The following is a 20,063-nucleotide window of genomic DNA, read 5'->3' on the forward strand; positions in this document are numbered from 1 at the left end:
AGCCTAGGCTGGAACGGTAAGCCGCCTGCCGATGAGGAGAACCCCCATGACGAACACCTACCGCATCGCGGTCATAGCCGGCGACGGCATCGGCAAGGAAGTCATGCCGGAGGGCCTGCGGGCACTCCAGGCGGCCGCGGACGCCTACGGCTTCGCGGTGGACGCGGTGGAGTTCGACTACGCCAGCGCCGACTACTACCTGGAGCACGGCCAGATGCTGCCCGACGGCTGGTTCGAGGAACTGCGCAGCTTCGACGCGATCTTCTTCGGCGCCGTGGGCTGGCCCGACGTCGTGCCCGACCACGTGTCCCTGTGGGGCAGCCTGCTGCAGTTCCGGCGCCACTTCGACCAGTACGTCAACCTGCGCCCGGTGAGGCTGCTGCCCGGGATCACCAGTCCCCTCGCCGGCAGGAAGCCCGGCGACGTGGATTTCTACGTGGTCCGCGAGAACACCGAGGGCGAGTACTCGAGCGTCGGGGGCAGGATGTTCGAGGGCACAGACCGCGAGACGGTCATCCAGGACACCGTCATGACCCGCACGGGCGTGGACCGCATCCTGAAGTACGCCTTCGAGCTCGCGCAGAAGCGCGGGAAGAAGCACCTCACGTCCGCGACGAAGAGCAACGGCATCTCGATCACCATGCCGTACTGGGACGAGCGCGTGGAGGCGATGGCGGGCAGGTACGACGACGTGCGCGTGGACAAGTTCCACATCGACATCCTCTGTGCGAACTTCGTGCTCCACCCCGACTGGTTCGACGTCGTCGTGGCGAGCAACCTCTTCGGGGACATCCTCTCCGACCTGGGACCGGCCTGCACCGGCACCATCGGCGTGGCGCCCAGCGGGAACATCAATCCGGACCGCACCTTTCCCAGCCTCTTCGAGCCGGTCCACGGCTCCGCGCCGGACATCGCGGGCAAGGGCATCGCGAACCCGGTGGGACAGATCTGGAGCGCGTCGATGATGCTGGACCACCTCGGCGAGACGGAGGCTGCCGCCGGGATCCTGGGCGCCATCGAGTCCGTGCTGGCCGCCGGCGGCGGTGCGCTGACGCGGGACCTGGGCGGCACAGGCACGACGGCGTCGCTCGGCGGGACCATCGCCTCGGTCATCGCGGGGACGCCCTAGCGTCCCGGGCCCTCCGTGGACAGCTCCCACTGGCGGGCTCCCGCCTCGGCTGCGCCGAGGGATTCGACCACGCTCCGGGTGCGCTCCCGGACCGCCGCCTCCTGCTCCGGCGACGAGCAGGCGCCGGCCGGCTGATCGGGTGCCAGTGAACACCAGCGATAGGGCCCGGCGACGATCAGCGACGGCAGCCAGTCGAGCCCGGAGACCGACCAGGCGCCCGTGTCATCCCTGCTGAGGCGGGCCCGGACCATCAGTCCCTCGTTGTTGACGTCATAGGTGGGCGACAGTTCGGTCACCCCGTTCCCCAAGCCGTAGACGATCCACGTGCCGTTGTACTTCTCGATGGGCAGGACCGAGTGGGTGTGGTGTCCGTAGATGAAGTCCACCTCGCCGCTGTCGGCGAGCGCGTGCGCCACCTCGGTCTGCTGGGCATTCGGTACGGAGGCGTATTCGTCTCCGGCATGCAGTGCCGCGACCACGATGTCCGCTCCCTGCTCCCTGGCGGCCCTGGCCTTGGCGATCATCGTGGCCGTGTCGAGCATGTCCACCCGCCAGGGCTGGTCGGGCACCAGCCCGTTGAGACCGTAGGTCGCTTCGATGACGGCCACCTTCGCCTCCGGCTGGTCGAGGATCAGGGCCTTCTCCGCATCGGCGGCGCTTGCATAGGAACCCGTGTGCCGAAGGCCGGCCGCGTCCAGGGCCGCGAGCGAACGCTCCACGCCCTCCGGGCCCCAGTCCATCGAATGGTTGCTGGCAGTGGTGCAGGCGTCGTACCCGACCTCCTGCGCGGCGCGGACGATCTGCGGGGGGACGTTGAACTGCGGGTACCCCGAGAAGGGCCCTTCCGGGTCGGCCACCGGGGTCTCCAGATGGCAGATTCCCAGCGTCCCGGCCGCGAGGTAGGGGCGCTGCCCCGCAAGAAGCGGCTCGAAATCGAGCGGAAGCTTTCCCGTCACCGCCGCATCAGCTGCGGCCTGCTCCCACAGTTGCGGATGCACCAGGAGGTCGCCCGTGAGCACGATCCCGATGCAGTCCTCGCAGACCTGGGACTGCGTCGGGGACGACGACGGGGACGGCGTTGCCGGAGCGGCCGGCGTCGAACTCTCTGCCACGTCCCCGGGCCCGTCCGCCGTGCATCCACCGCACAGCAGGGCCAGCCCCAGGAGGACGCCGAGACCCCTGCCCGCGCTCGGCACGGGACGCGGACGCCTGGCCGCCGGGCGCGGGATCTTCCCCGCCCGGACCCTCCGCACCTTTGCCATCTGCTGTTCCTTCCAACTCTTCCACCGGACTGCCCGATGGTACCCCTGCGGAACCCCGAGCATGACACGCCGTCGGGCACGGGACCGCAGGGGCCTCGTGGGACGATTGACGCATGAGCATCGCCCCCGCCGCCGTTTCCCCGGGCGCGGAAGCTGCGGAATGGATTCCCGACGGCCCGTACAACCTGGCAGGGACGGTGGGCACACTGCAGTGCGGCCCGCACGACCCCTCGTTCATCATCCAGGGCCCTGATCGCTGGCTCGCCTTCCGGACGAGCGACGGGCCGGTCACGCTCGCGCTGCGGCAGCGCGGCTCGCTGAACGACAGCCGCATCCAGGCCACGGCGTGGGGGTCGGGTGCCGCCCGGGCTCTCGAGTCCCTTCCGCGCCTGCTCGGCGCGGAGGACGACTGGAGCGCCTTCGACAGCCCCTCGTTCCGGGCCGGCCTGCCCGAGCTCGCCCGCAAGGGCCGGTACCTCGACCCGGGGCTACGGCTGCCGGCGTCGCGCCGCATGCTCGATACGGTGGCCCGGGCGATCCTCGAACAGAAGGTTACGGGCATCGAGGCCAAGCGCGCCTGGCGCTACCTGCTCACGCGGTACGGGGACGCCGCTCCTGGTGCAGGAGAATTCGCCCCCGCGACGCTCCGCCTACCCCCGACCGCGGAACAGTGGCGTCGCGTCCCCTCCTGGGACTGGCACAAGGCCGGAGTGGACTCGAAGCGCTCGGCGACCATCCTCAAGGCCGCCCTCGTGGCGAGCGGGCTGGAGCGCCTCGCTTCACTGCCGGGTGGGGAGGCCGTGCGCGCCGGCCTGCGGTCCGTTCCCGGCATCGGCGTGTGGACGGTGGCGGAAGTGGTGCAGCGCACGCACGGCTGCCCCGACTCCATCTCGGTGGGCGACTACCACCTCGCGGCCTATGTGGGCGCGGCCCTCACCGGCCGGCGGACCGACGACGCCGGGATGATCGAGCTGCTCGAACCCTGGAGGGGGCAGCGCCAGCGCGTCGTCCGGTCGCTCTACTCGAGCGGCTTCCGCAAGCCGACCTTCGGGCCCCGCCTGTCCCCGGAGGACCATCGGCGGCGCTAGGACGCAGGAATGCGGCGGACGAACGAGCACCGCTAGGGTTGAGGGATGACCCAACCCGTAGACGTCACTGCAGTGTTCACCCCCCTCGACGGCGAGTTCTTCCGCGTGAAGCTCGCCCTCGACATCGCCATCGAACAGGTGGTGCAGGAGCCCGGCTGTATCCGGTACGAGATCACGGACGCGCAGGAGGACCGCATCGTCCTCACGGAGCAGTGGGAGTCCACCGAACTCCTGGACACGCACCTGCGCGGACCTGCCGTGCAGGACCTCAACGAATCGCTGAGCGCGCTGCTGGCCAAACCTGTCGATGTGGTTCGTTCGGACCAGGCGGCCTGATCCCTCCACGCAAGAGCCCCGCACTCATCGAGTGCGGGGCTCTTCTGGCCTCGGGAAGGCTACTGCGCGTCCTCGGCCGGGCTTCCGCCCTGGGCCTGCTGCTGCGCGATCTGCTCGTGCACCGCCTTCATGTCCAGTCCCTTGACGGCGTCGACGAGTTCGCCGAACTGCGTCGCGTTGAGGGCACCGGGCTGGGAGAAGACGAGGACCTTCTCGCGGAACGCCATGAGCGTCGGGATGGAGGTGATTCCTGCGGCCGCGGCGAGCGATTGCTCCGCCTCGGTGTCGACCTTCGCAAAGGTGACGTCCTCGTGCTGCTGCGAGACGGCGTCGTACACCGGCGCGAACTGCTTGCACGGCCCGCACCAGTCGGCCCAGAAATCGACGAACACGATGTCGTTGCCCTCGATGGTTTCCGGGAAGCTTGCCTCAGTGATATTGATTGTCGACATCCCTTAACGCTAGCGACCGCTGCCGGACCTGTCAGGCCTGTTCGCTACCGATGAAGTGACCACCCGTTCTCACGCTCCCACCGGAGGCTCGCATGACCGACACCTACGACCTCGCACGATTCGTCCACGCGCAGGAGGCCTCCGGCACCTATGAGCAGGCCCTTGCCGAGCTGCGGAAAGGCCGGAAGATGGGGCACTGGATGTGGTTCGTCTTCCCGCAGGTGGCAGGACTCGGCAGCAGCCCGACGTCTGTCCGGTACGCCATCGGCTCGATCGACGAGGCCCGCGCCTACCTGGCGCATACGCTGCTCGGACCCCGGCTGATGGAGAGCGTCCACACCCTCCTCAACCTGGAGGGAAGCGATCCGGTCGCGGTGCTCGGCGGGATCGACGCCCGCAAGCTGCAGTCCTCCATGACGCTCTTCCACCGGGCCGGCCCCCAGGAACCGTGGTTCAAGGCCGTGCTCGACCGGTACTACGCGGGCGAGGAGGACCGGGCGACGACGTCGATCCTCGACGGCTGACGCCGTCGCTCCCGCAAGCGGGCTGCCGGAAGAAGGACTGCTTCTCCTCGGCAAGGACCGGTGCGGGCTGTGAGTGGGTGGTCGCTCGGGTACTCCTGGGGGTGTGGTTCAGACGGTGTGGTTCAGGCGGTGTGGTTCAGTTTTTCGATGATCGGCAGAGCGGCCGCGAGCGTGGCGCGCTCGTCCTCGTCGAGCTGGTCCAGCAGTGCGGCCACGCGCTCGTTGCGGCGCCGGCTGGCTGCCTCCCAGGCCGCCCGGCCCGTGTCCGTGAGCTGGACGAGGACACCCCGCGAGTCGGTAGGATCCGGCTGCCGGAGGACGAGGCCGGCCTGTTCGAGCTTGATGATCTGCTCGGTCGCCGAGGGGACGCGGATACCGAGGTTGGCGGCGACACGGCTCACCCGGAGCGGTTCCTCCGCGGCCATGCTGAGGGTGCTCATCTGCATGGTGGTCAGCTCCCCGTCGCCGTCCATGGAGCGGCTGAGGTACACGGCGTGCCGCAGGGTGGTGCGGAAGGACTGCGCGAGGGCCAGCAACCGCACATCGGTGGAGAGGCTCATAGTTAGGCAGCCTAACATCATCGCGATGACCAGGCAAGCCGATAGCGGCGCAAGCTGGTGTGGGCAGGACGTAGAGTGCCAGAAAGCGCCGACGCGGCGCGGAGGACCGAATGGAGGCATCCGAGTGGCATCGAGCGTAGTTCTCCCCGTCGTCGATCCACTCGCCTTCCTTGCCGGCAGCTGGTCGACCCACCGCCACCTGCTGGACCGCCCGAGCGGCACGGAGGGGATCTTCACGGGCATCACGACCTTCACGCCTGACGGCGACGGGCTGCTGTGGGAGGAGGAGGGCACCGTGTCCTGGCCCTCCTTCCAGGGGCCCGCCTCCCGCTCCTACCGGGTCACGGCCCAGGGCGCGACGATGGCGATCCACTTCCCGGACGGGCGGTTGCTCTGCCGGCTCGACCTCGGCAGTGGCAGGGCACACGACGAGCACTGGTGTTCTCCGGACACCTACCTCGTCGACTTCCGGATCCCCTCGCTCGGCATCGTCGAATACTCCTGGGACGTCACCGGACCGGCGAAGGACCACCTGCTGACGACGACGCTCACCCGCCAGGACTGAAACGCCGCTCAGGCCCTCGCCCGACGGAAGCCTTCGGCACGCTCCCGCGGTCTGGACTTCAGCGCCGGCAGTTCGAACAGCAGGTTGACCGAGGCGTGCTCCCTCGTCGAGTACATCCAGGCGAGGCCGAGCGGCACTCCGACGCCTCCGAGGAGCAGCAGGGGGAACACGAACCACTCCCCCGCCAGGCCGACGCGATCGGCGAGCGCGAGCGTGATCATGATCGGTCCGAGGTGCGCGACGTAGAAGACGATCGAGTAGCGCCCGACGAACTCGAGGGCCTTCGTCGCCCGGGTGGATCCCAGCCGCGGGAAGAGCCAGCAGACGACGACCAGTCCACCCAGGACTCCCCAGGCGTACTCCGTGCGATACAGGACGTTCCGGTCGACCACGTTGAACACGCCCACGGCAACTGCCGAGGCCGCTCCCGCACCGAGCAACCAGCGATTCGCAGGAGCCCGCTCCAGCAACCGGGGATGCACGGCACACCAGGCCCCCAGGAAGAAGAACGCTGCGAGGAAGGCCATCGTCTCGAGCCGACTGCCGTCGGGTAGCACCAGCGAGCCCACCAGTCCGATACCTGACGCAACGAGCGGCGAGATGTGCCGGAGCGGGTAGGCGAACGCGTAGAAGGCGAGAATGAACCAGAGGTACCAGAGGTAGGTCGGTGCGAGGTAGAGGATCTGCGCCACGCTGCCGGGACCGAGGTCGCCGCTCGCCGCCAGGATGATCAGCGACCACAGGACATACGGCCATGCGACCAGGGAGACCTTGCCGGCGAGGTACTCACGCCAGGGTTTCGCGACCGATCGCGGCAGCAGGATCCCCGAGAGGAACATCAGGACGGGCATCCGGAAGGGCTCGAGGAAGAGGTTGAACCCGTCGATACCGGCAGTGGAGCCGCCGGCGACCCGGAGGGACTCCCCCGCATGCAGCACGACGACGAGGAGGATGGCGACGCCGCGCAGGCTGTCCAGCCAGCCGATCCGCGAACCGGGCGTAGTGCTGATGGCGGCCTCCCCGTCGACTCGAGAACTCCTGAGCATGAGTACTGAAGCTTCGTGGACGACGCCCGCGTGGATGGCCCGCGGTCATGATGTGGACGAAATCGACGACGGGGTAAGGATCGCAGATCACGAGGCGACTGCGGTGGCTATCAGGTGCGGAGCACGGCTCCTCAGGTCAGGACAGAAGGGCCCGCTCCAGTGGAGCGGGCCCTTCTGTCCGGTGGGCAATCCCGCGCCCGGACACCGTCGCGGACCGGGCGCGGGAGTCACTGTCGGCTAGAACCTGGCCTTGTTGATGAGTTCCTGGGCGCGCTCCGGGAAGAACACACCCGCGCGGGGCCCTCCGTTGCAGGTGCCGCCCGACTCGCCCGGAGCCTTGAGCCAGAGGAAGGCATCGACGTTCGGGACTCCGGAGCTGAGGGTCGGCAGCTTCCCGAGCCCTGCCCGGTCGGGTTGCACCATGTGGTTTGCTGTGGCCACACCGTTCCGGCTCGTGTCCACAATCATCTTCCACGGGAGCTTGGAAGCCGCGATGACCCTGTTCCCGTAGTCGATGATGGAGGCGTTCGAGCTGTAGGCGGACACGTTCACGCTGATGCCGTCGATGGTGACTCCTGCCGGGATGACCCGCTTGATGCGGTTCGCCACCTCGGACGCGTCGATCCAGTTCGAAGCGTCGACGTAGACCTTCGCCTTCGGGTTTGCCTTGAGCTTCTGCACCGCGTACCTGAGGGACTCGATGCGCTCCGTCTGTTGGGCGGCCGGCAGGTCTCCGAGGTGGCCGAGCGCATCGGGCACAACGGAGACGATGACGGGAGCGGTGCCGATCCCAACGGCGAGGCCGTCGATCCATGCCCGGTATGCCGCGAGGTTCGCAGCACCGCCGGAGGAGTAGCTGCCGACGCCCCGGATCGGGACGTTGTAGGCCAGCAGGCTCACCACCTTCCCATTCGCAGCCGTTACCCGCTGCCGGGCCGCGGCCTGGACTTCGGCCGGGGTGCCGCCTGCGAACCAATGGGCCGTCGGAGTGGATTTCAGGATGTCGAACCCGGCAAACTGGTCGACCTGTCCTGGACCGTCGTACAGGACCCCCGTGGTCGTGGAAACGGGGTTGTTGCAACCGGGGCTGTTGCAGCAGGAACAGTGAGGTTCTGTTCGACCGAGCTGAGGCGCAGGGCACCCCAGGCGTAGGAACCCGCGGGGGGGGTCCATCGAACACCATCAGTCGAAGTTCGTAGACGCCCGACGGGAGTGCTGGGAGGCTGAGGTTCTGGGTCGTCGTCCCGGTGAGGTCCCGGCCCTCCACGAACACGTCCGCTTTCCGGACGTTGTTCTGCCACGCTTCGACGTAGACGACCTTGTTTCCCTGGGTCCCCGACGGGGAGGTGATGGTCACGGCGAGAGGCGTCGGCTTCCCGGCAGCCGCAGATCCGTAGCGGATCGACCCGTCCCACGTGGCGGGGGCCGTGGTGGGTGATGGGCTGGGGCTGGGGCTGGGCGCGGGCGCGGGCGCATCCGTGTCGTTCGCCTCGATCCATGCTTCGACGGCCGTGAGCCGCTGAGCCAGGCAGGCCGTTTCTGCAGTTGTACAAGGGGCAGTGAAGTCGGTGGCCGCCGCAGCGCCGGAGGCGCTGAGCATCACCCCGACCACTGCCAGAGCAAGAACCTTCATGGATCTGAGACGCATCGTGCTTCCTTAGGTGAGCCGCGGGTCCGACGCTCGAGAAAGCTTCGAACCCAGCAGAATCCGGACCTGAGCCAGCCGGATGAATTCCGAGAAAACGACATATTCTGTGACCGCTGTTACGTATGATCCGGATGTGACAGCACATTCTTGGGCAAGACCTACGGGTGTCATCGGGATCCGCAGCCCGGCATCCCCGGGGCCGGTTGCGGGTCGTGAACCTTTTGTGGCGGCACGACGGAGCAGGTCATGCAGGTGTTCGTGAGGTGTTGGATGCCGGTATCGCTGTCTGCGGAGCGGTCACCAAGGGTCTTCGTGCGCCCGTCGGACCGGCCCGGAGGCGTGGGATTCGACAGCCGCACGGCGGCATCCCCCGCATTAGGCGTGGGAGTGCGACGGATTCCGCTGCGCTGCGGACAATCCCGGAACCCCTCTGTTCATGCCGGCTGCGGGACGTGCAAGGAGTCCGACCAACGATCTCTCCTTGCTGTGGCAGATAAGGGATTCGAACCAGAATCCACTCCCGATATGGGCAAAGTGTAGGGAAGGAGTGGGTGCGACCAACCAGGACGCGCAGGACCTACCATGCGACTGACGCTAGCGGCCACCAACGACGAAAGCGCCCACCCCACGAGGAGGAGGGCGCTTTCGTGCTGGGGTCTAGCTCTGCGGCGGGTAAGCGGAGACGACGAGATTGTAGGCCTGTGCGAGGTCCGTCAGGCTGTACCTGCCGGCGTCATTCCCCACCTCTTCGGCGATGGCTTTGAGTAGGGCGTTGTGTGCTTCGTAGCGTGCGTCTTCGGCCATGGTGTCCCTCGATGAGTAGCGGTTGGGTTCCCTGCACGGTAGCAGGGACGGAAGCCGGCATTGAGTCATGGCGAGAAGGCTCGGTGTGGCACGACGCGATCCCACCCGCTTGACGCACCATCGCATGCTCAACAGATTCCAGCACGCCGTTCGTGACGGAGTTCACCCCGATGCCGACGAATACGTTTGCCCTAGATCGCGCTGTCCCACAAGCGAGTGTGGGCAAATGGTGGGCATGAGCATGAACGTTTAAACACGAGAGGCCGGTACTTCCGCTATATCTAGCGGAAGTACCGGCCTCTCCTTGCTGTGGCAGATGAGGGATTCGAACCCCCGTAGGCGTTGCCAGCTGATTTACAGTCAGCCCCCTTTGGCCGCTCGGGTAATCTGCCGAACGTCTTCGTAGGAAGACTGCCCGCAGCAAGCGCGGGCAAGACAACTTTACAGACAAACCGCTCCAGTGACGAATCGGGCGGAGCATCACAGCCCCGCGGCCACCCTGCGCTCGATCTGGGCATAGAATCCGTCGGCCTGTTCGGGCGTGACCATCTGCAGCAGCACCGCCCCGTCGAGGTCCGCACGGACGCCGGCGAGCCGCTCCGCCGAGGAGGTCGCTCCGCCCGCAGTGACGGTCGATGCGACGTCCGGTGACAGCTGCGGGCGGGGTCCGAGGATCAGGTCGCGAGCCTCGTAGCCGGAGGAGTCCGAGAAATCTGAGGAGTCCGAGCCGACGACCACCGCCCGCGGGACTGCGAATGCGGGTGCTGCGGCAAGGCCGGTCACGGATGCCGCCGCTGCCGCGGCGAGGAAGGATCCTGCCACCGCCCTGCGGAGGCGGACCCGGTAGCGGCGGCGTGGCGTCGTGAACATCGTTTCGGCTCCTCTGGTGCGGTATTTGACTCCTACCGTGCCACCCGACGGTGTGTGCACCCCCGGTGAGGACTGGCACGGAGCTGTGAACCGTTCGGCGCCCGGCACAGGGGTTGCGGATACTCTTGATGCAAGAAACCCAACCACCCCGAGGAGGCACCGTGGCGAGCGAATCCACGTTCGACGTCGTAAGCAAAGTGGACAAGCAGGAGGTCGCCAACGCGCTCAACCAGGCGCAGAAGGAGATCGCCCAGCGGTACGACTTCAAGGGAGTCGGCGCCGAAGTGGACTTCAGCGGCGAGAAGATCCTCATGAAGGCCAACTCGGAGGAGCGCGTCCTGGCCGTGCTCGATGTCCTGCAGTCCAAGATGATCAAGCGCGGCATCTCCCTGAAGTCCCTCGACACCGGCGAGCCCTACCCGTCCGGCAAGGAGTTCCGTCTGGAGACCTCCATCAGGGAGGGCATCGCCCAGGACATCGCCAAGAAGATCAACAAGCTCATCCGCGACGAGGGCCCGAAGGGCGTCAAGTCACAAATCCAGGGTGACGAGCTGCGCGTCAGCTCCAAGTCCCGCGACGACCTGCAGGCCACCATGGCCCTGCTGAAGAACTTTGACGAAGCCGACCTGCAGTTCGTCAACATGCGCTAGGTTCCGCAACGGGCATTACTGACACCGGATGTTCGAGGGCGGTGCGCCTGGCCACCGCCCTCGCAGCGATGAACCACCCAGGGAGCGACGATCGCTCCAACGGCAGGCCGGCTCCCCCGCGGCAGGTAGTGACCGGCAGCGCACGAGTACCGCGGGGCCGGCCACCTAGCCGATGGGCCGAGAACCCAAGTATCAGCCGAATAGCCCGGGTATCAAATCCCGAGTAATTCGGGTATCAGCGGCTGGCGACACCCCAGCGATCGGGGTTTAAGCTGAAATTCATCGGGCAGTACCTCTGAATTCACCCTTTATTCACCGGGTATTCGAAGGTCCAGCTCGAAGGACGGGCTCTCGGGACGGCTTCGGTCGCTTCGAGGGCGGAGGAACCGCCGTCGACCAGGTCTGTTGGGGACCCCTCCTGGCTCTAACCAGCTGCCGCGGGCCGCCACGCCCATTCCATCCGTAAGACGGTGAATTCCTTGTCAGTTAGCGTTCCTGATTCCCGCACGCTCCGGAGCGGGACTATGCAGGCTCCGCGAGCGTCGGTCAGCGCCGTCATCCCCACACTCAACGAAGCGATGAATCTTCCGTGGGTGCTTTGTCGGATGCCAGCTTACGTGGACGAGGTCGTCATCGTCGACGGCCGATCGGTCGATTTCACCGTGGAGATCGCCCGGGCGCTTCGCGCCGACGTCGCCGTGGTGGCCGAACCCCGTGCAGGGAAAGGGACCGCCGCCCGTGCAGGCCTCCGTATCGCTGAGGTGCCGAGCCTGGAACTCAGCCGGATATCCGGGAATTCGAACCTCCAGACCTTCCGGGACGGGTGGCGCGTGCTCCGCACCCTCGGCCGCGAGTGCATCGCCTGGGATGCTCCGACAGCAGGAGCCCGCCCGGAAGCCCTCCGGCGCGTCAAGCACACCTACCCGAGTGTTCGTTCCCCCGCACACCCACCGATCCGCAAAGCGTTCTTGCAGTGCCACATGAGGTAGGAGAGCTCCATGGCCAGTGAAATACCCACCGTTTCCGTTGTCATCTGCACATACACGGAGAAGCGTCTGAGCCTTCTGGCCAAGGTCGTCGACTCCGTCCGGGTCCAGTCGCTCCCCCCGGAACAGATCATCGTCGTCGTCGACCACAACGAGGACCTGTACAAGCGCCTCATCATGGACTTCCAGGACGTGGTGCTGGTCGAGAGCGGGGGCCAGCCGGGACTCGCCGGTGCTCGCAACACCGGGGCGAGCATCGCGACCGCGGAGATCATCGCCTTCCTCGACGACGACGCCGAAGCAGCGCCGGACTGGCTGGAGCGCCTGTCCGCCTTCTACGACGATCCCGATGTACTCGCCGTCGGAGGGCGCGTCGACCCCGTGTGGGAGGCGGCCCGCCCCGCTCACTTCGGCGAGGAACTCGATTGGATCATCGGATGCAGCCACCGGGGTATGCCACGCGTGGCCACCGAGGTCCGGAACCTGATCGGTGCGAACATGTCCTTCCGCCGCGAGGTGCTGGAGCACGTCGGCGGCTTCAATCACGATCTCGGCCGACAGGCAGTCAAGCCGCTCGGCTGTGAGGAGACGGAGATTTGTATCCGTGCGAGCCTCGCACTGCCCGGAGCCCGGATCGTCTACGACCCTATGGCCGTGGTGAACCACCATGTGCCCGCAGCCAGGGGGACGCTGAACTACATGCTGGCGCGCGCCTGGTCGGAAGGGCTGTCGAAGGCGCAGGTGAGCCACCTCGTCGGGCACAAGCGGGCTCTTCGATCGGAGCGCTCGTACGTGCGCAGAATCCTTCCTCGGGCGGTACTGTCCGGGATCCGGGACTGGGGGTCAGGGAACGACCCGGCCGGACTCAGCCGGGCGGGCGCCGTCCTCGCGGTTCTGGCATGTACGACCGGCGGGTATCTCCGGGGACGACAGCTCGCCCACGCCGCGACTTTCCGGACTGAAGGCGCACCGCCCCAGAACGCGCCATGGAGAACGGTCACCTGAGCGAAGGCACGATCCCGGTCCTCCGGTAGCCCGGTGGTGCCGGACCGGGCGCCCTCGGCTGCCGGGAGGAGGACGGCGTCAGCGGAGCGGACGGCCCGCCATGCCCTCGAGGCGCGCGATGCGCTCGCCCATCGGCGGGTGGGTGGCGAACAGTCGGCCCATGCCGCCACCCTTGAACGGGTTGGCGATCATGAGGTGCGAGGTGTTCACGAGGCGCTGCTCCTGCGGCAGCGGAGCACGCTGGGTGCCGGTCTCGAGCTTCCGGAGCGCCGAGGCGAGCGCCAGGGGATCGTCCGTCAGGGCCGCGCCGTCCTCGTCGGCGTCGTACTCGCGGGTGCGGCCGATGGCTGTCTGGACGAGGCCCGCGGCCAACGGGGCGAGGATGGCGAGGAGCAGCGCGCCGATGGCACTGCCTCCCTGGTTCCGGTTGCCGCCCATCATGCCGGTGAAGGCGAACATCTGGGCAACCGAGGTGATCACGCCCGCGACGGCGGCAGCGATGGATCCGGTGAGGATGTCACGGTTGTAGACGTGCATGAGCTCGTGTCCGAGGACGCCGCGCAGTTCCCGCTCGTTGAGCAGCTGCAGGATGCCCTGGGTGCAGCACACCGCGGAGTTCTCCGGGTTACGACCGGTGGCGAAGGCGTTCGGGGCCAGAGTCGGCGAGACGTAGAGCCGGGGCATCGGCTTACCGGCACGCGCGCTGAGCTCCCGGACGATTCGGTACATGGCGGGCGCCTGCTGCTCGGTGACCTCGACGGCGCCCATGCTGCGGATGGCGATCTTGTCGCTGTTCCAGTAGCTGTACGCGATCGACCCGACGCCGAACAGGGCGAAGATCCAGATGAACGACGAGCTGCCCGTCGCGCCGGCGATCACTGCGCCGAAGACGAGGAAGATCCCCATGAGGGCGCCGAACAACAACGCCGTCTTCGCACCGTTGAAATGGTTGTGCACTGTCACTCCTTGGCATGTAGCGGCCCGGTGGCCCATCGGTACAACGGTGGGTCGGAGCGGGGTGTTCCAATCATCGTACGGTTCCGCACTGCACGGCGGCTGGGAAAAGGGCGGCGTGGAAGCGGCGGTCAGGGCTCCGGACGGCGGGAGTCGTACTGCGCGAACCGAGGCTGCCAGCGGGCGACAGCGAGCACCAGCACGACACACGCGATGCCTCCGACGACGGCGGTCCACCCCTCCCCCAGCCACGCGGCCTGCCCGCCGGCCACCATGTCCCCCAGGCGGGGACCACCCGCGACGACGACGATGAACACGCCCTGCAGGCGCCCGCGCATCGCGTCCGGCGTGGCTGACTGCAGGATGGTGTTGCGAAACACGCTACTGACGGAATCGGCGATGCCTGCCAGCACCAGGCAGGCCGCCGCGGGCAGCACCCACGCCGACAGTTCTCCCTCGCCGGGAACCGCCGGCGACGACGAACTCGCCATGACGACCACGAGCCCGAAGCCGGCCACCGACGCACCCCACCCGACGATCGACCAGATGACGGCCTGGCCGTGCTTGTGGATCCGGCCGAGCGGTCCGGAGAACAGGCCCGCCAGCACCGACCCGAAGGCGGCGGAGGCGAGCAGGATGCCCACGGTCAGTTCGCCCCCGCCGATGAGCACCGCGCCGACGGCGGGCAGCAGCGCGCGCGGCTGGGAGGTGATCATGGCGACGAGGTCGAGGATGAAGGTCATGCGGATGTTCGGCCGCGTGCCGAGGAAGCGGAAGCCTTCGAGTACCGTGGCGAGGCCCGCCCGCCGGGTGGGTCCCTCGGGTGGCAGGGGCGGGAGGCGGAAGACGGCCCACAGCGCGAACGTGAAGGTGACGACGTCGACCGTGTAGGTCCAGGCGTAGCCCACTTGTGCCACGAGGAGACCGGCGAGCAGCGGGCCGACGGTGAACGCGAGGCCGAAGGTGATCATGCTCAGCGCGTTCGCCGCGGGCAGCAGTGCCGGGCGGACGAGGCGCGGGATGATCGAGCTGCGTGTGGGCTGGTTGATGCCGGCGGCCCCCGACTGGATGGCGACCAGGATGTACAGCAGCCAGACGCTGTCGGCACCCAGCCAGGCCTGGGCCGCAATGGCCATGGTGGTGCCCCACAGCGCCAGGCTCGAGAAGAGTGCCACCGTGCGCCGATCCTGCGCATCGGCGACCGCACCGCCGTAGAGGCCCGCGACGACGAGCGGCACCAGGGCGAAGAGGCTGAGCAGCCCGACGCTGAGGGTCGACTGCGTGAGCGAGTAGATCTGCAGGCTCACGGCCACGAGGGTGAGCTGCGTGCCGATGGCGGAGAGCGCCGTGCCGATGTAGAGCCGGCGGAATGCCGGGGACTCCCTCAGCGGGGTGATGTCGGCGAGGAGTCTGGGCACGGGGAGAGTCTAGCCGGGCACTGGTTCGCACCAGCAACCAAACCGCGGCTCAGGCGGCGTCGCGCTCCCCCGCTTCGAGGGCGCGGTCGATCTCCTGCAGCACACGCGTGTCCGCGATGGGGCGGAAGTGGCCCATCGTGTCGAGCTGGATGTTGCGTGCACCCTCCACGAAACTGCCGCCCGGGATATGCGGATCGAACCGGCCGTAGATCGAGGTGATGTGCGCATTGATCTCGAGGTTGGCGAGCAGCGCCCGCAGGGTCCGGTCCCGGGGGGAGAAGGCGCGGATGCTCGGCAGGAGGAAGAAGTTGGCATAGATGGAGCCGGAGAACGGCGTATTGATCGCCACCAGGCGGGTGATGCGGGGAGCGATGCTTGACATGGTCATGAGGAACTTGCCGATCAGTCCGCCCTTGCTGTGCGCGACGACGACGACATCGGTGAGGTCGTGCTCCTCGAGATAGCCGGCGGCCAGCAGGGCCATGGCTTCCACGGTACCGCGGTTGTAGCCCAGCTTCTGCACCACGTGGACCGGATGGCCGGCCCGGTGCAGGTGGTCGGCGATCGGCCGCATGAACTGCCATGTCTCGTAGATGCCCGGGATGAGCAGCACGGGAACCTTGCCCTCGGGCGCTCCCGGCGCAGGCGTGAGATACCGTGCCGGGTCCTCCCGGAGGATGAAGCCGTGCACCTGCCAGAAACCCACATAGGCGTAGTCCAGCGTCCAGGCCCAGCCACGCTCGAGGAGATTCACGCTCTCCACCGTACCGACCGGACGGGCCGCGTGGTGTGCAAGTTAGCCGCGCCTTATTATGACTTACTCAGATTTACTGGTTGACTCGGGGCATGACGCAGACAGCCAGCACCCCCGAGGCCCGTGAGGCCCGGTGGTCGGAGGCACTGCACTCCTCCCACCGGAGGGTGACGCGCCAGCGCCTCGCCGTCCTTGCCGCCGTCGAGCAGTCACCACATGCCACCGCCGATGACGCCGCGGCCGCGGTCCGCGCCGCCCTGCCGCACATCACCGTGCAGTCGGTCTACGTGATCCTGGCCGACCTCACCGACCTCGGCCTCCTGCGCCGCATCGACACGCCGCACTCCCCCGCCCGGTACGAGACCCGTGTGGGCGACAACCACCACCACGCCGTCTGCACCGGCTGCGGCCGGATTGAGGACGTCGACTGCGCCGTGGGACACGCCCCCTGCCTGACTCCCGAGTGGTCGCCCGGAGCGCACCGCATGACCATCCAGATCGCCGAGGTCCTCTACCAGGGCCTCTGCGACGACTGCCGCTCGGCAGCCCCCAGCCCCCAACCACCCGTATCCCACGAATAGGAGCACTATGTCCGCGAACTTCAGCACCACGCAGTCCGGCGCCCCCGTCATCGATGACAGCAACTCGTCCGTCCTCGGCCGCGACGGCGCCATCCCGCTGACTGACCACTACCTCGTCGAGAAGCTCGCCCAGTTCAACCGCGAGCGCGTCCCCGAGCGCGTGGTGCACGCCAAGGGCGGCGGAGCCTTCGGTGTCTTCGAGACCACCGAGGACGTCAGCATGTACACCCGCGCGGCGCTCTTCCAGCAGGGCACGACGACGGAGACCCTCCTCCGCTTCTCCTCCGTGGCCGGCGAGCAGGGTTCGCCCGACACGTGGCGCGACCCCCGCGGCTTCGCGCTCAAGTTCTACACCTCCGAGGGCAACTACGACCTCGTGGGCAACAACACCCCGGTGTTCTTCATCCGCGACGGCATCAAGTTCCCCGACTTCATCCACTCGCAGAAGCGCCTCCCCGGCACCAACCTGCGCGACGCCGACATGCAGTGGGACTTCTGGACCCTGAGCCCCGAATCAGCACACCAGGTGACCTGGCTGATGGGCGACCGCGGCCTGCCGAACTCCTGGCGCACCATGAACGGCTACGGCTCGCACACCTACATGTGGATCAACGAGTCCAACGAGAAGTTCTGGGTCAAGTACCATTTCAAGTCCAACCAGGGCCACGAGGTCCTCACCGTCGACGAGGCCGAGTCGCTGGCCGGCTCGGACGCGGACCACCACCTGCGCGACCTGTCCGAGAACATCGCGAAGGGCAACCACCCGAGCTGGGACCTCAAGGTCCAGATCATGCCCTACGACGACGCGAAGACGTACCGCTTCAACCCGTTCGACCTCACCAAGGTGTGGCCGCAGGGCGACTACCCGCTCATCCCGGTCGGCAAGCTCACGCTGAACCGCAACCCGGAGAACTACTTCGCGCAGATCGAGCAGGCCACCTTCGCGCCGTCGAACTTCGTGCCCGGCATCGCCGCGAGCCCGGACCGCATGCTGCAGGCCCGTATCTTCTCCTACGCGGACGCCCACCGCTACCGCGTGGGTACCAACCACGCGCAGCTGCCGGTGAACATGCCGAAGAACGAGGTGCGCAACTACTCGAAGGACGGCTCCGGCCGCTACCACTTCAACTCCGCCTCCACCCCGGTGTACGCACCGAACTCGGTGGGCGGACCCGCCGCGGACCCCGCACAGTACGGTGCGCACGGCGGCTGGGAGAACGACGGTGACCTCGTCCGCGCGGCGCACTCGCTGCACGCGGAGGACGACGACTTCGACCAGGCCGGCACGCTGTACCGCGAGGTGTTCGACGACGCCCAGCGCGCCCGCTTCCTCGAGACGATCACCGGCGCGGTCGGCGGCGTGAAGAGCGACGAGATCCGTGCCCGGGCCGTGCAGTACTGGGCCAACGTGGATGCCGAGCTCGGCGCGAAGCTCGCCGCGAACCTCGGACATGGCATCACGCCGGCCACCGAGTCGGAAGCAGCCCTCTACTAGAAGATCCGCACCGGCTCCACTTCAGGAACCGCGGCAGGAACCACCGCAGGAACGGCACGAACACCCGCACGAACGAAGGGCGGACCTCCGGGTCCGCCCTTCCGCGTATGCACCGCAGGACCCGGCGGTTCGCCACGTGGTGCCGGGCTCTCCTAGGCTGGGGGGATGCCATTCCTGCCCTGCGCCGAACTCCACCTGCACATCGAAGGGACCCTGGAGCCGGACCTCATCTTCGAGCTCGCCGCCCGCAACGGGATCGAGCTCCCCTACGCCGATACCGCGGACCTCGCCGCCCGGTACGCGTTCACCGACCTGCAGTCATTCCTGGACCTGTACTACGCCAACATGGACGTGCTGCGCACGGAACAGGACTTCGCCGACATGACGCGTGCGTACCTGCGCCGCGCCGCCGCCGCCGGTGTGCGCCACGCCGAGATCATGATGGACCCGCAGGCCCACCTCGCCCGCGGCGTCACCCTCGAGACGTGCGTGAACGGAGTGGCCGGGGCCCTCGCCACGAGCGAGGCCGACTTCGGCGTCAGCACGGCGCTCATCGCCGCGTTCCTCCGCGACCGTCCGGCCGCGGAGGCGCTCGAGGTTCTGCAGGACCTTCTCGCGATGGATGCCCCCATCATCGGTATCGGTCTGGATTCCGCGGAGGTGGGATATCCGCCGTCACTCTTCGCCGAGGTGTACGACCGTGCCCGCGGCGCCGGACTGAAGTGCATCGCGCACGCAGGCGAGGAGGGCCCGCCCGCCTACGTCTGGGAGGCACTCGACGTCCTGCGGGTGGACCGGCTGGACCACGGCATCCGCTGCATGGAGGACGAGGCCCTCGTGGAGCGGCTCGTCCTCGACCGCGTACCGCTGACAGTCTGCCCGCTCTCGAATGTCCGGCTCCGCGCCGTCGACACCCTGCCGGACCATCCCCTGCCGGAGATGCTGGCCCGCGGCCTGAACGTGTCCGTGAACTCGGACGATCCTGCCTACTTCGGCGGCTACGTCGACGACAACTTCGCTGCGCTGGGGAGGGCCTTCGGGCTGGGAGTGGACCAACTCGCGACGCTCGCCGGGAACTCCTTCCGGTCCGCGTTCCTCGACGGGGAACGCCGTGCGGCACTGCTGGCCGAGGTGGAGGCCTGGCGGGCCGCGGAGCAGTCCGGCACCGCCTGACTCCGGACGGTGCCGCCATACGGCGGGAGGCCCCGGCTGTGCTTTCCTTCACATCCGAGGGAATCCATTGGTCCCGCGGAAAGGGCCGGTGATACCTTGCGGCCATGGACACCACGACGCACCGCCCCGAGCTCGACGACGCCGACCTGATCGTCCGGCACTCCGTGCTGGAGGACGTCCTCGGGATCGTCACGGGCACGTTCACGGTGTCCCTCGGCCTGTTCCTGCTCAAGACGAGCGGCGCGGTCACCGGCGGTACGGCCGGCCTCGCCCTGCTGCTGAGCTACGTGGGAGGAGTCCCCTTCAGCGTCCTGTTCTTCGCCGTGAACGTGCCCTTCTTCGCCCTGGCGGTGTGGAAGAAGGGCTGGGACTTCACCCTCCGCACCATGGCGGCGGTCGCCCTCGTGTCGGGCCTGTCCTACCTGCACCCGCTGGCGCTCGGCGGGCTGACACTCGACCCGCTCTACGCCGCCCTCGCCGGCAACCTGCTGGCCGGGGTCGGACTCCTCATCCTCTTCCGGCACAAGGCGAGCCTCGGCGGTTTCAACATCCTCGCGCTGATCCTCCAGGAACGGCTGCACTGGCGAGCAGGGTACGTGCAGATGGCGCTGGACACGGGCATCATCCTCGCCGCCTTCACCGTCGTCGAGCCGGCGACCGTCCTGCTGTCCGCGATCGGTGCCGTGCTGCTCAACCTCGTGCTGGCCCTCAACCACAGGCCGGGGCGCTACCTCGGCGCGTAGCGCTCCTGGCCACCCGCGCC

General features: G+C 67.8%; 22 protein-coding genes and 1 tRNA gene. 12 read left to right on the forward strand and 11 right to left on the reverse strand.

The window, feature by feature from the left end; translation table 11 throughout:
• Positions 1 to 46: 46 nt before the first annotated feature.
• On the forward strand, positions 47 to 1,129 hold the full coding sequence (locus tag ACX80H_RS05985; protein ID WP_459311745.1) for a tartrate dehydrogenase: 1,083 nt from the start codon (positions 47 to 49) through the stop codon (positions 1,127 to 1,129).
• Here ACX80H_RS05985 and ACX80H_RS05990 read toward each other — a convergent pair.
• Entirely contained in the window at positions 1,126 to 2,391 is a 1,266-nt protein-coding gene (locus ACX80H_RS05990; protein ID WP_459311747.1) for a CapA family protein, read from the reverse strand. The two genes, ACX80H_RS05985 and ACX80H_RS05990, sit on opposite strands and share 4 nt — an antisense overlap.
• Positions 2,392 to 2,504: 113 nt before the next feature.
• Here ACX80H_RS05990 and ACX80H_RS05995 point away from each other — a divergent pair, with 113 nt between their 5' ends.
• Positions 2,505 to 3,479, forward strand: coding sequence for a DNA-3-methyladenine glycosylase family protein (locus ACX80H_RS05995; RefSeq protein ID WP_459311749.1), 975 nt, complete (start codon positions 2,505 to 2,507; stop codon positions 3,477 to 3,479).
• Positions 3,480 to 3,524: 45 nt separating this feature from the next.
• Positions 3,525 to 3,815, forward strand: a complete 291-nt coding sequence (locus ACX80H_RS06000; protein ID WP_459311751.1) for a putative quinol monooxygenase — start codon at positions 3,525 to 3,527, stop codon at positions 3,813 to 3,815.
• A 59-nt stretch (positions 3,816 to 3,874) separates the two neighbouring features.
• On the opposite strand, the gene trxA is transcribed toward ACX80H_RS06000, so the two are convergent.
• On the reverse strand, positions 3,875 to 4,267 hold the full coding sequence (gene trxA / locus ACX80H_RS06005) for a thioredoxin (RefSeq protein ID WP_459311753.1): 393 nt from the start codon (positions 4,265 to 4,267) through the stop codon (positions 3,875 to 3,877).
• Between the two features lie 92 nt (positions 4,268 to 4,359).
• Here trxA and ACX80H_RS06010 point away from each other — a divergent pair, with 92 nt between their 5' ends.
• Complete coding sequence (locus tag ACX80H_RS06010; protein ID WP_459311755.1) at positions 4,360 to 4,791, forward strand: DUF1810 domain-containing protein; 432 nt, start codon at positions 4,360 to 4,362, stop codon at positions 4,789 to 4,791.
• A gap of 122 nt (positions 4,792 to 4,913) precedes the next feature.
• Here ACX80H_RS06010 and ACX80H_RS06015 read toward each other — a convergent pair whose 3' ends face one another.
• Positions 4,914 to 5,351 carry a MarR family winged helix-turn-helix transcriptional regulator gene (locus ACX80H_RS06015; RefSeq protein ID WP_459311757.1) on the reverse strand — a complete coding sequence of 146 codons (438 nt, stop codon included), beginning with the start codon at positions 5,349 to 5,351 and terminating at the stop codon, positions 4,914 to 4,916.
• A gap of 124 nt (positions 5,352 to 5,475) precedes the next feature.
• Here ACX80H_RS06015 and ACX80H_RS06020 point away from each other — a divergent pair, with 124 nt between their 5' ends.
• Positions 5,476 to 5,916: a DUF6314 family protein gene (locus tag ACX80H_RS06020; protein WP_459311759.1), complete on the forward strand. Its 441-nt coding sequence runs from the start codon at positions 5,476 to 5,478 to the stop codon at positions 5,914 to 5,916.
• Between the two features lie 8 nt (positions 5,917 to 5,924).
• Here the strand turns inward: ACX80H_RS06020 and ACX80H_RS06025 are convergent, their stop codons facing one another.
• From ACX80H_RS06025 to ACX80H_RS06045, 5 genes are all read right to left on the reverse strand, one after another.
• Positions 5,925 to 6,962, reverse strand: coding sequence for an acyltransferase family protein (locus ACX80H_RS06025; protein ID WP_459311761.1), 1,038 nt, complete (start codon positions 6,960 to 6,962; stop codon positions 5,925 to 5,927).
• Between the two features lie 237 nt (positions 6,963 to 7,199).
• A complete protein-coding gene (locus ACX80H_RS06030; RefSeq protein WP_459311763.1) occupies positions 7,200 to 8,135 on the reverse strand; it encodes a glycoside hydrolase family 6 protein in 936 nt (311 codons plus the stop codon).
• A gap of 1,132 nt (positions 8,136 to 9,267) precedes the next feature.
• Positions 9,268 to 9,414 carry a hypothetical protein gene (locus tag ACX80H_RS06035; RefSeq protein ID WP_459311765.1) on the reverse strand — a complete coding sequence of 49 codons (147 nt, stop codon included), beginning with the start codon at positions 9,412 to 9,414 and terminating at the stop codon, positions 9,268 to 9,270.
• A gap of 310 nt (positions 9,415 to 9,724) precedes the next feature.
• Positions 9,725 to 9,806: transfer RNA gene (locus ACX80H_RS06040), tRNA-Tyr, on the reverse strand.
• 88 nt (positions 9,807 to 9,894) lie between these two features.
• On the reverse strand, positions 9,895 to 10,284 hold the full coding sequence (locus ACX80H_RS06045) for a hypothetical protein (protein WP_459311767.1): 390 nt from the start codon (positions 10,282 to 10,284) through the stop codon (positions 9,895 to 9,897).
• Between the two features lie 161 nt (positions 10,285 to 10,445).
• On the opposite strand from ACX80H_RS06045, the gene ACX80H_RS06050 reads away from it, so the two are divergent.
• The 3 genes from ACX80H_RS06050 (at position 10,446) to ACX80H_RS06060 (ending at position 12,925) form a co-directional block, all read left to right on the forward strand.
• Positions 10,446 to 10,934, forward strand: coding sequence for a YajQ family cyclic di-GMP-binding protein (locus ACX80H_RS06050; protein ID WP_459311769.1), 489 nt, complete (start codon positions 10,446 to 10,448; stop codon positions 10,932 to 10,934).
• Positions 10,935 to 11,539: 605 nt separating this feature from the next.
• Complete coding sequence (locus ACX80H_RS06055; RefSeq protein WP_459311771.1) at positions 11,540 to 11,923, forward strand: glycosyltransferase; 384 nt, start codon at positions 11,540 to 11,542, stop codon at positions 11,921 to 11,923.
• 9 nt (positions 11,924 to 11,932) lie between these two features.
• The gene (locus tag ACX80H_RS06060) at positions 11,933 to 12,925 is read left to right on the forward strand and encodes a glycosyltransferase family 2 protein (protein WP_459311772.1); all 993 of its coding nucleotides are present in this window, start codon (positions 11,933 to 11,935) and stop codon (positions 12,923 to 12,925) included.
• Positions 12,926 to 13,003: 78 nt separating this feature from the next.
• Here ACX80H_RS06060 and htpX read toward each other — a convergent pair whose 3' ends face one another.
• The 3 genes from htpX to ACX80H_RS06075 form a co-directional block, all read right to left on the reverse strand.
• Positions 13,004 to 13,882 (reverse strand): zinc metalloprotease HtpX, encoded by an 879-nt coding sequence (gene htpX / locus ACX80H_RS06065; protein ID WP_459311773.1) that lies wholly within the window; start codon positions 13,880 to 13,882, stop codon positions 13,004 to 13,006.
• Positions 13,883 to 14,010: 128 nt separating this feature from the next.
• Positions 14,011 to 15,297 carry an MFS transporter gene (locus ACX80H_RS06070; RefSeq protein ID WP_459311775.1) on the reverse strand — a complete coding sequence of 429 codons (1,287 nt, stop codon included), beginning with the start codon at positions 15,295 to 15,297 and terminating at the stop codon, positions 14,011 to 14,013.
• 49 nt (positions 15,298 to 15,346) lie between these two features.
• Positions 15,347 to 16,051, reverse strand: a complete 705-nt coding sequence (locus ACX80H_RS06075; RefSeq protein ID WP_459311777.1) for an esterase/lipase family protein — start codon at positions 16,049 to 16,051, stop codon at positions 15,347 to 15,349.
• A 92-nt stretch (positions 16,052 to 16,143) separates the two neighbouring features.
• Between ACX80H_RS06075 and ACX80H_RS06080 the strand changes: the two genes are divergently transcribed.
• The 4 genes from ACX80H_RS06080 (at position 16,144) to ACX80H_RS06095 (ending at position 20,043) form a co-directional block, all read left to right on the forward strand.
• Entirely contained in the window at positions 16,144 to 16,632 is a 489-nt protein-coding gene (locus ACX80H_RS06080; protein ID WP_459311779.1) for a Fur family transcriptional regulator, read from the forward strand.
• Positions 16,633 to 16,639: 7 nt separating this feature from the next.
• Entirely contained in the window at positions 16,640 to 18,127 is a 1,488-nt protein-coding gene (locus ACX80H_RS06085; protein WP_459311780.1) for a catalase, read from the forward strand.
• Between the two features lie 165 nt (positions 18,128 to 18,292).
• The gene (locus ACX80H_RS06090) at positions 18,293 to 19,300 is read left to right on the forward strand and encodes an adenosine deaminase (protein ID WP_459311781.1); all 1,008 of its coding nucleotides are present in this window, start codon (positions 18,293 to 18,295) and stop codon (positions 19,298 to 19,300) included.
• Positions 19,301 to 19,404: 104 nt separating this feature from the next.
• Positions 19,405 to 20,043 carry a YitT family protein gene (locus ACX80H_RS06095; RefSeq protein ID WP_459311782.1) on the forward strand — a complete coding sequence of 213 codons (639 nt, stop codon included), beginning with the start codon at positions 19,405 to 19,407 and terminating at the stop codon, positions 20,041 to 20,043.
• Positions 20,044 to 20,063: the final 20 nt, after the last annotated feature.

The organism is Arthrobacter pasteuri (assembly GCF_054510955.1).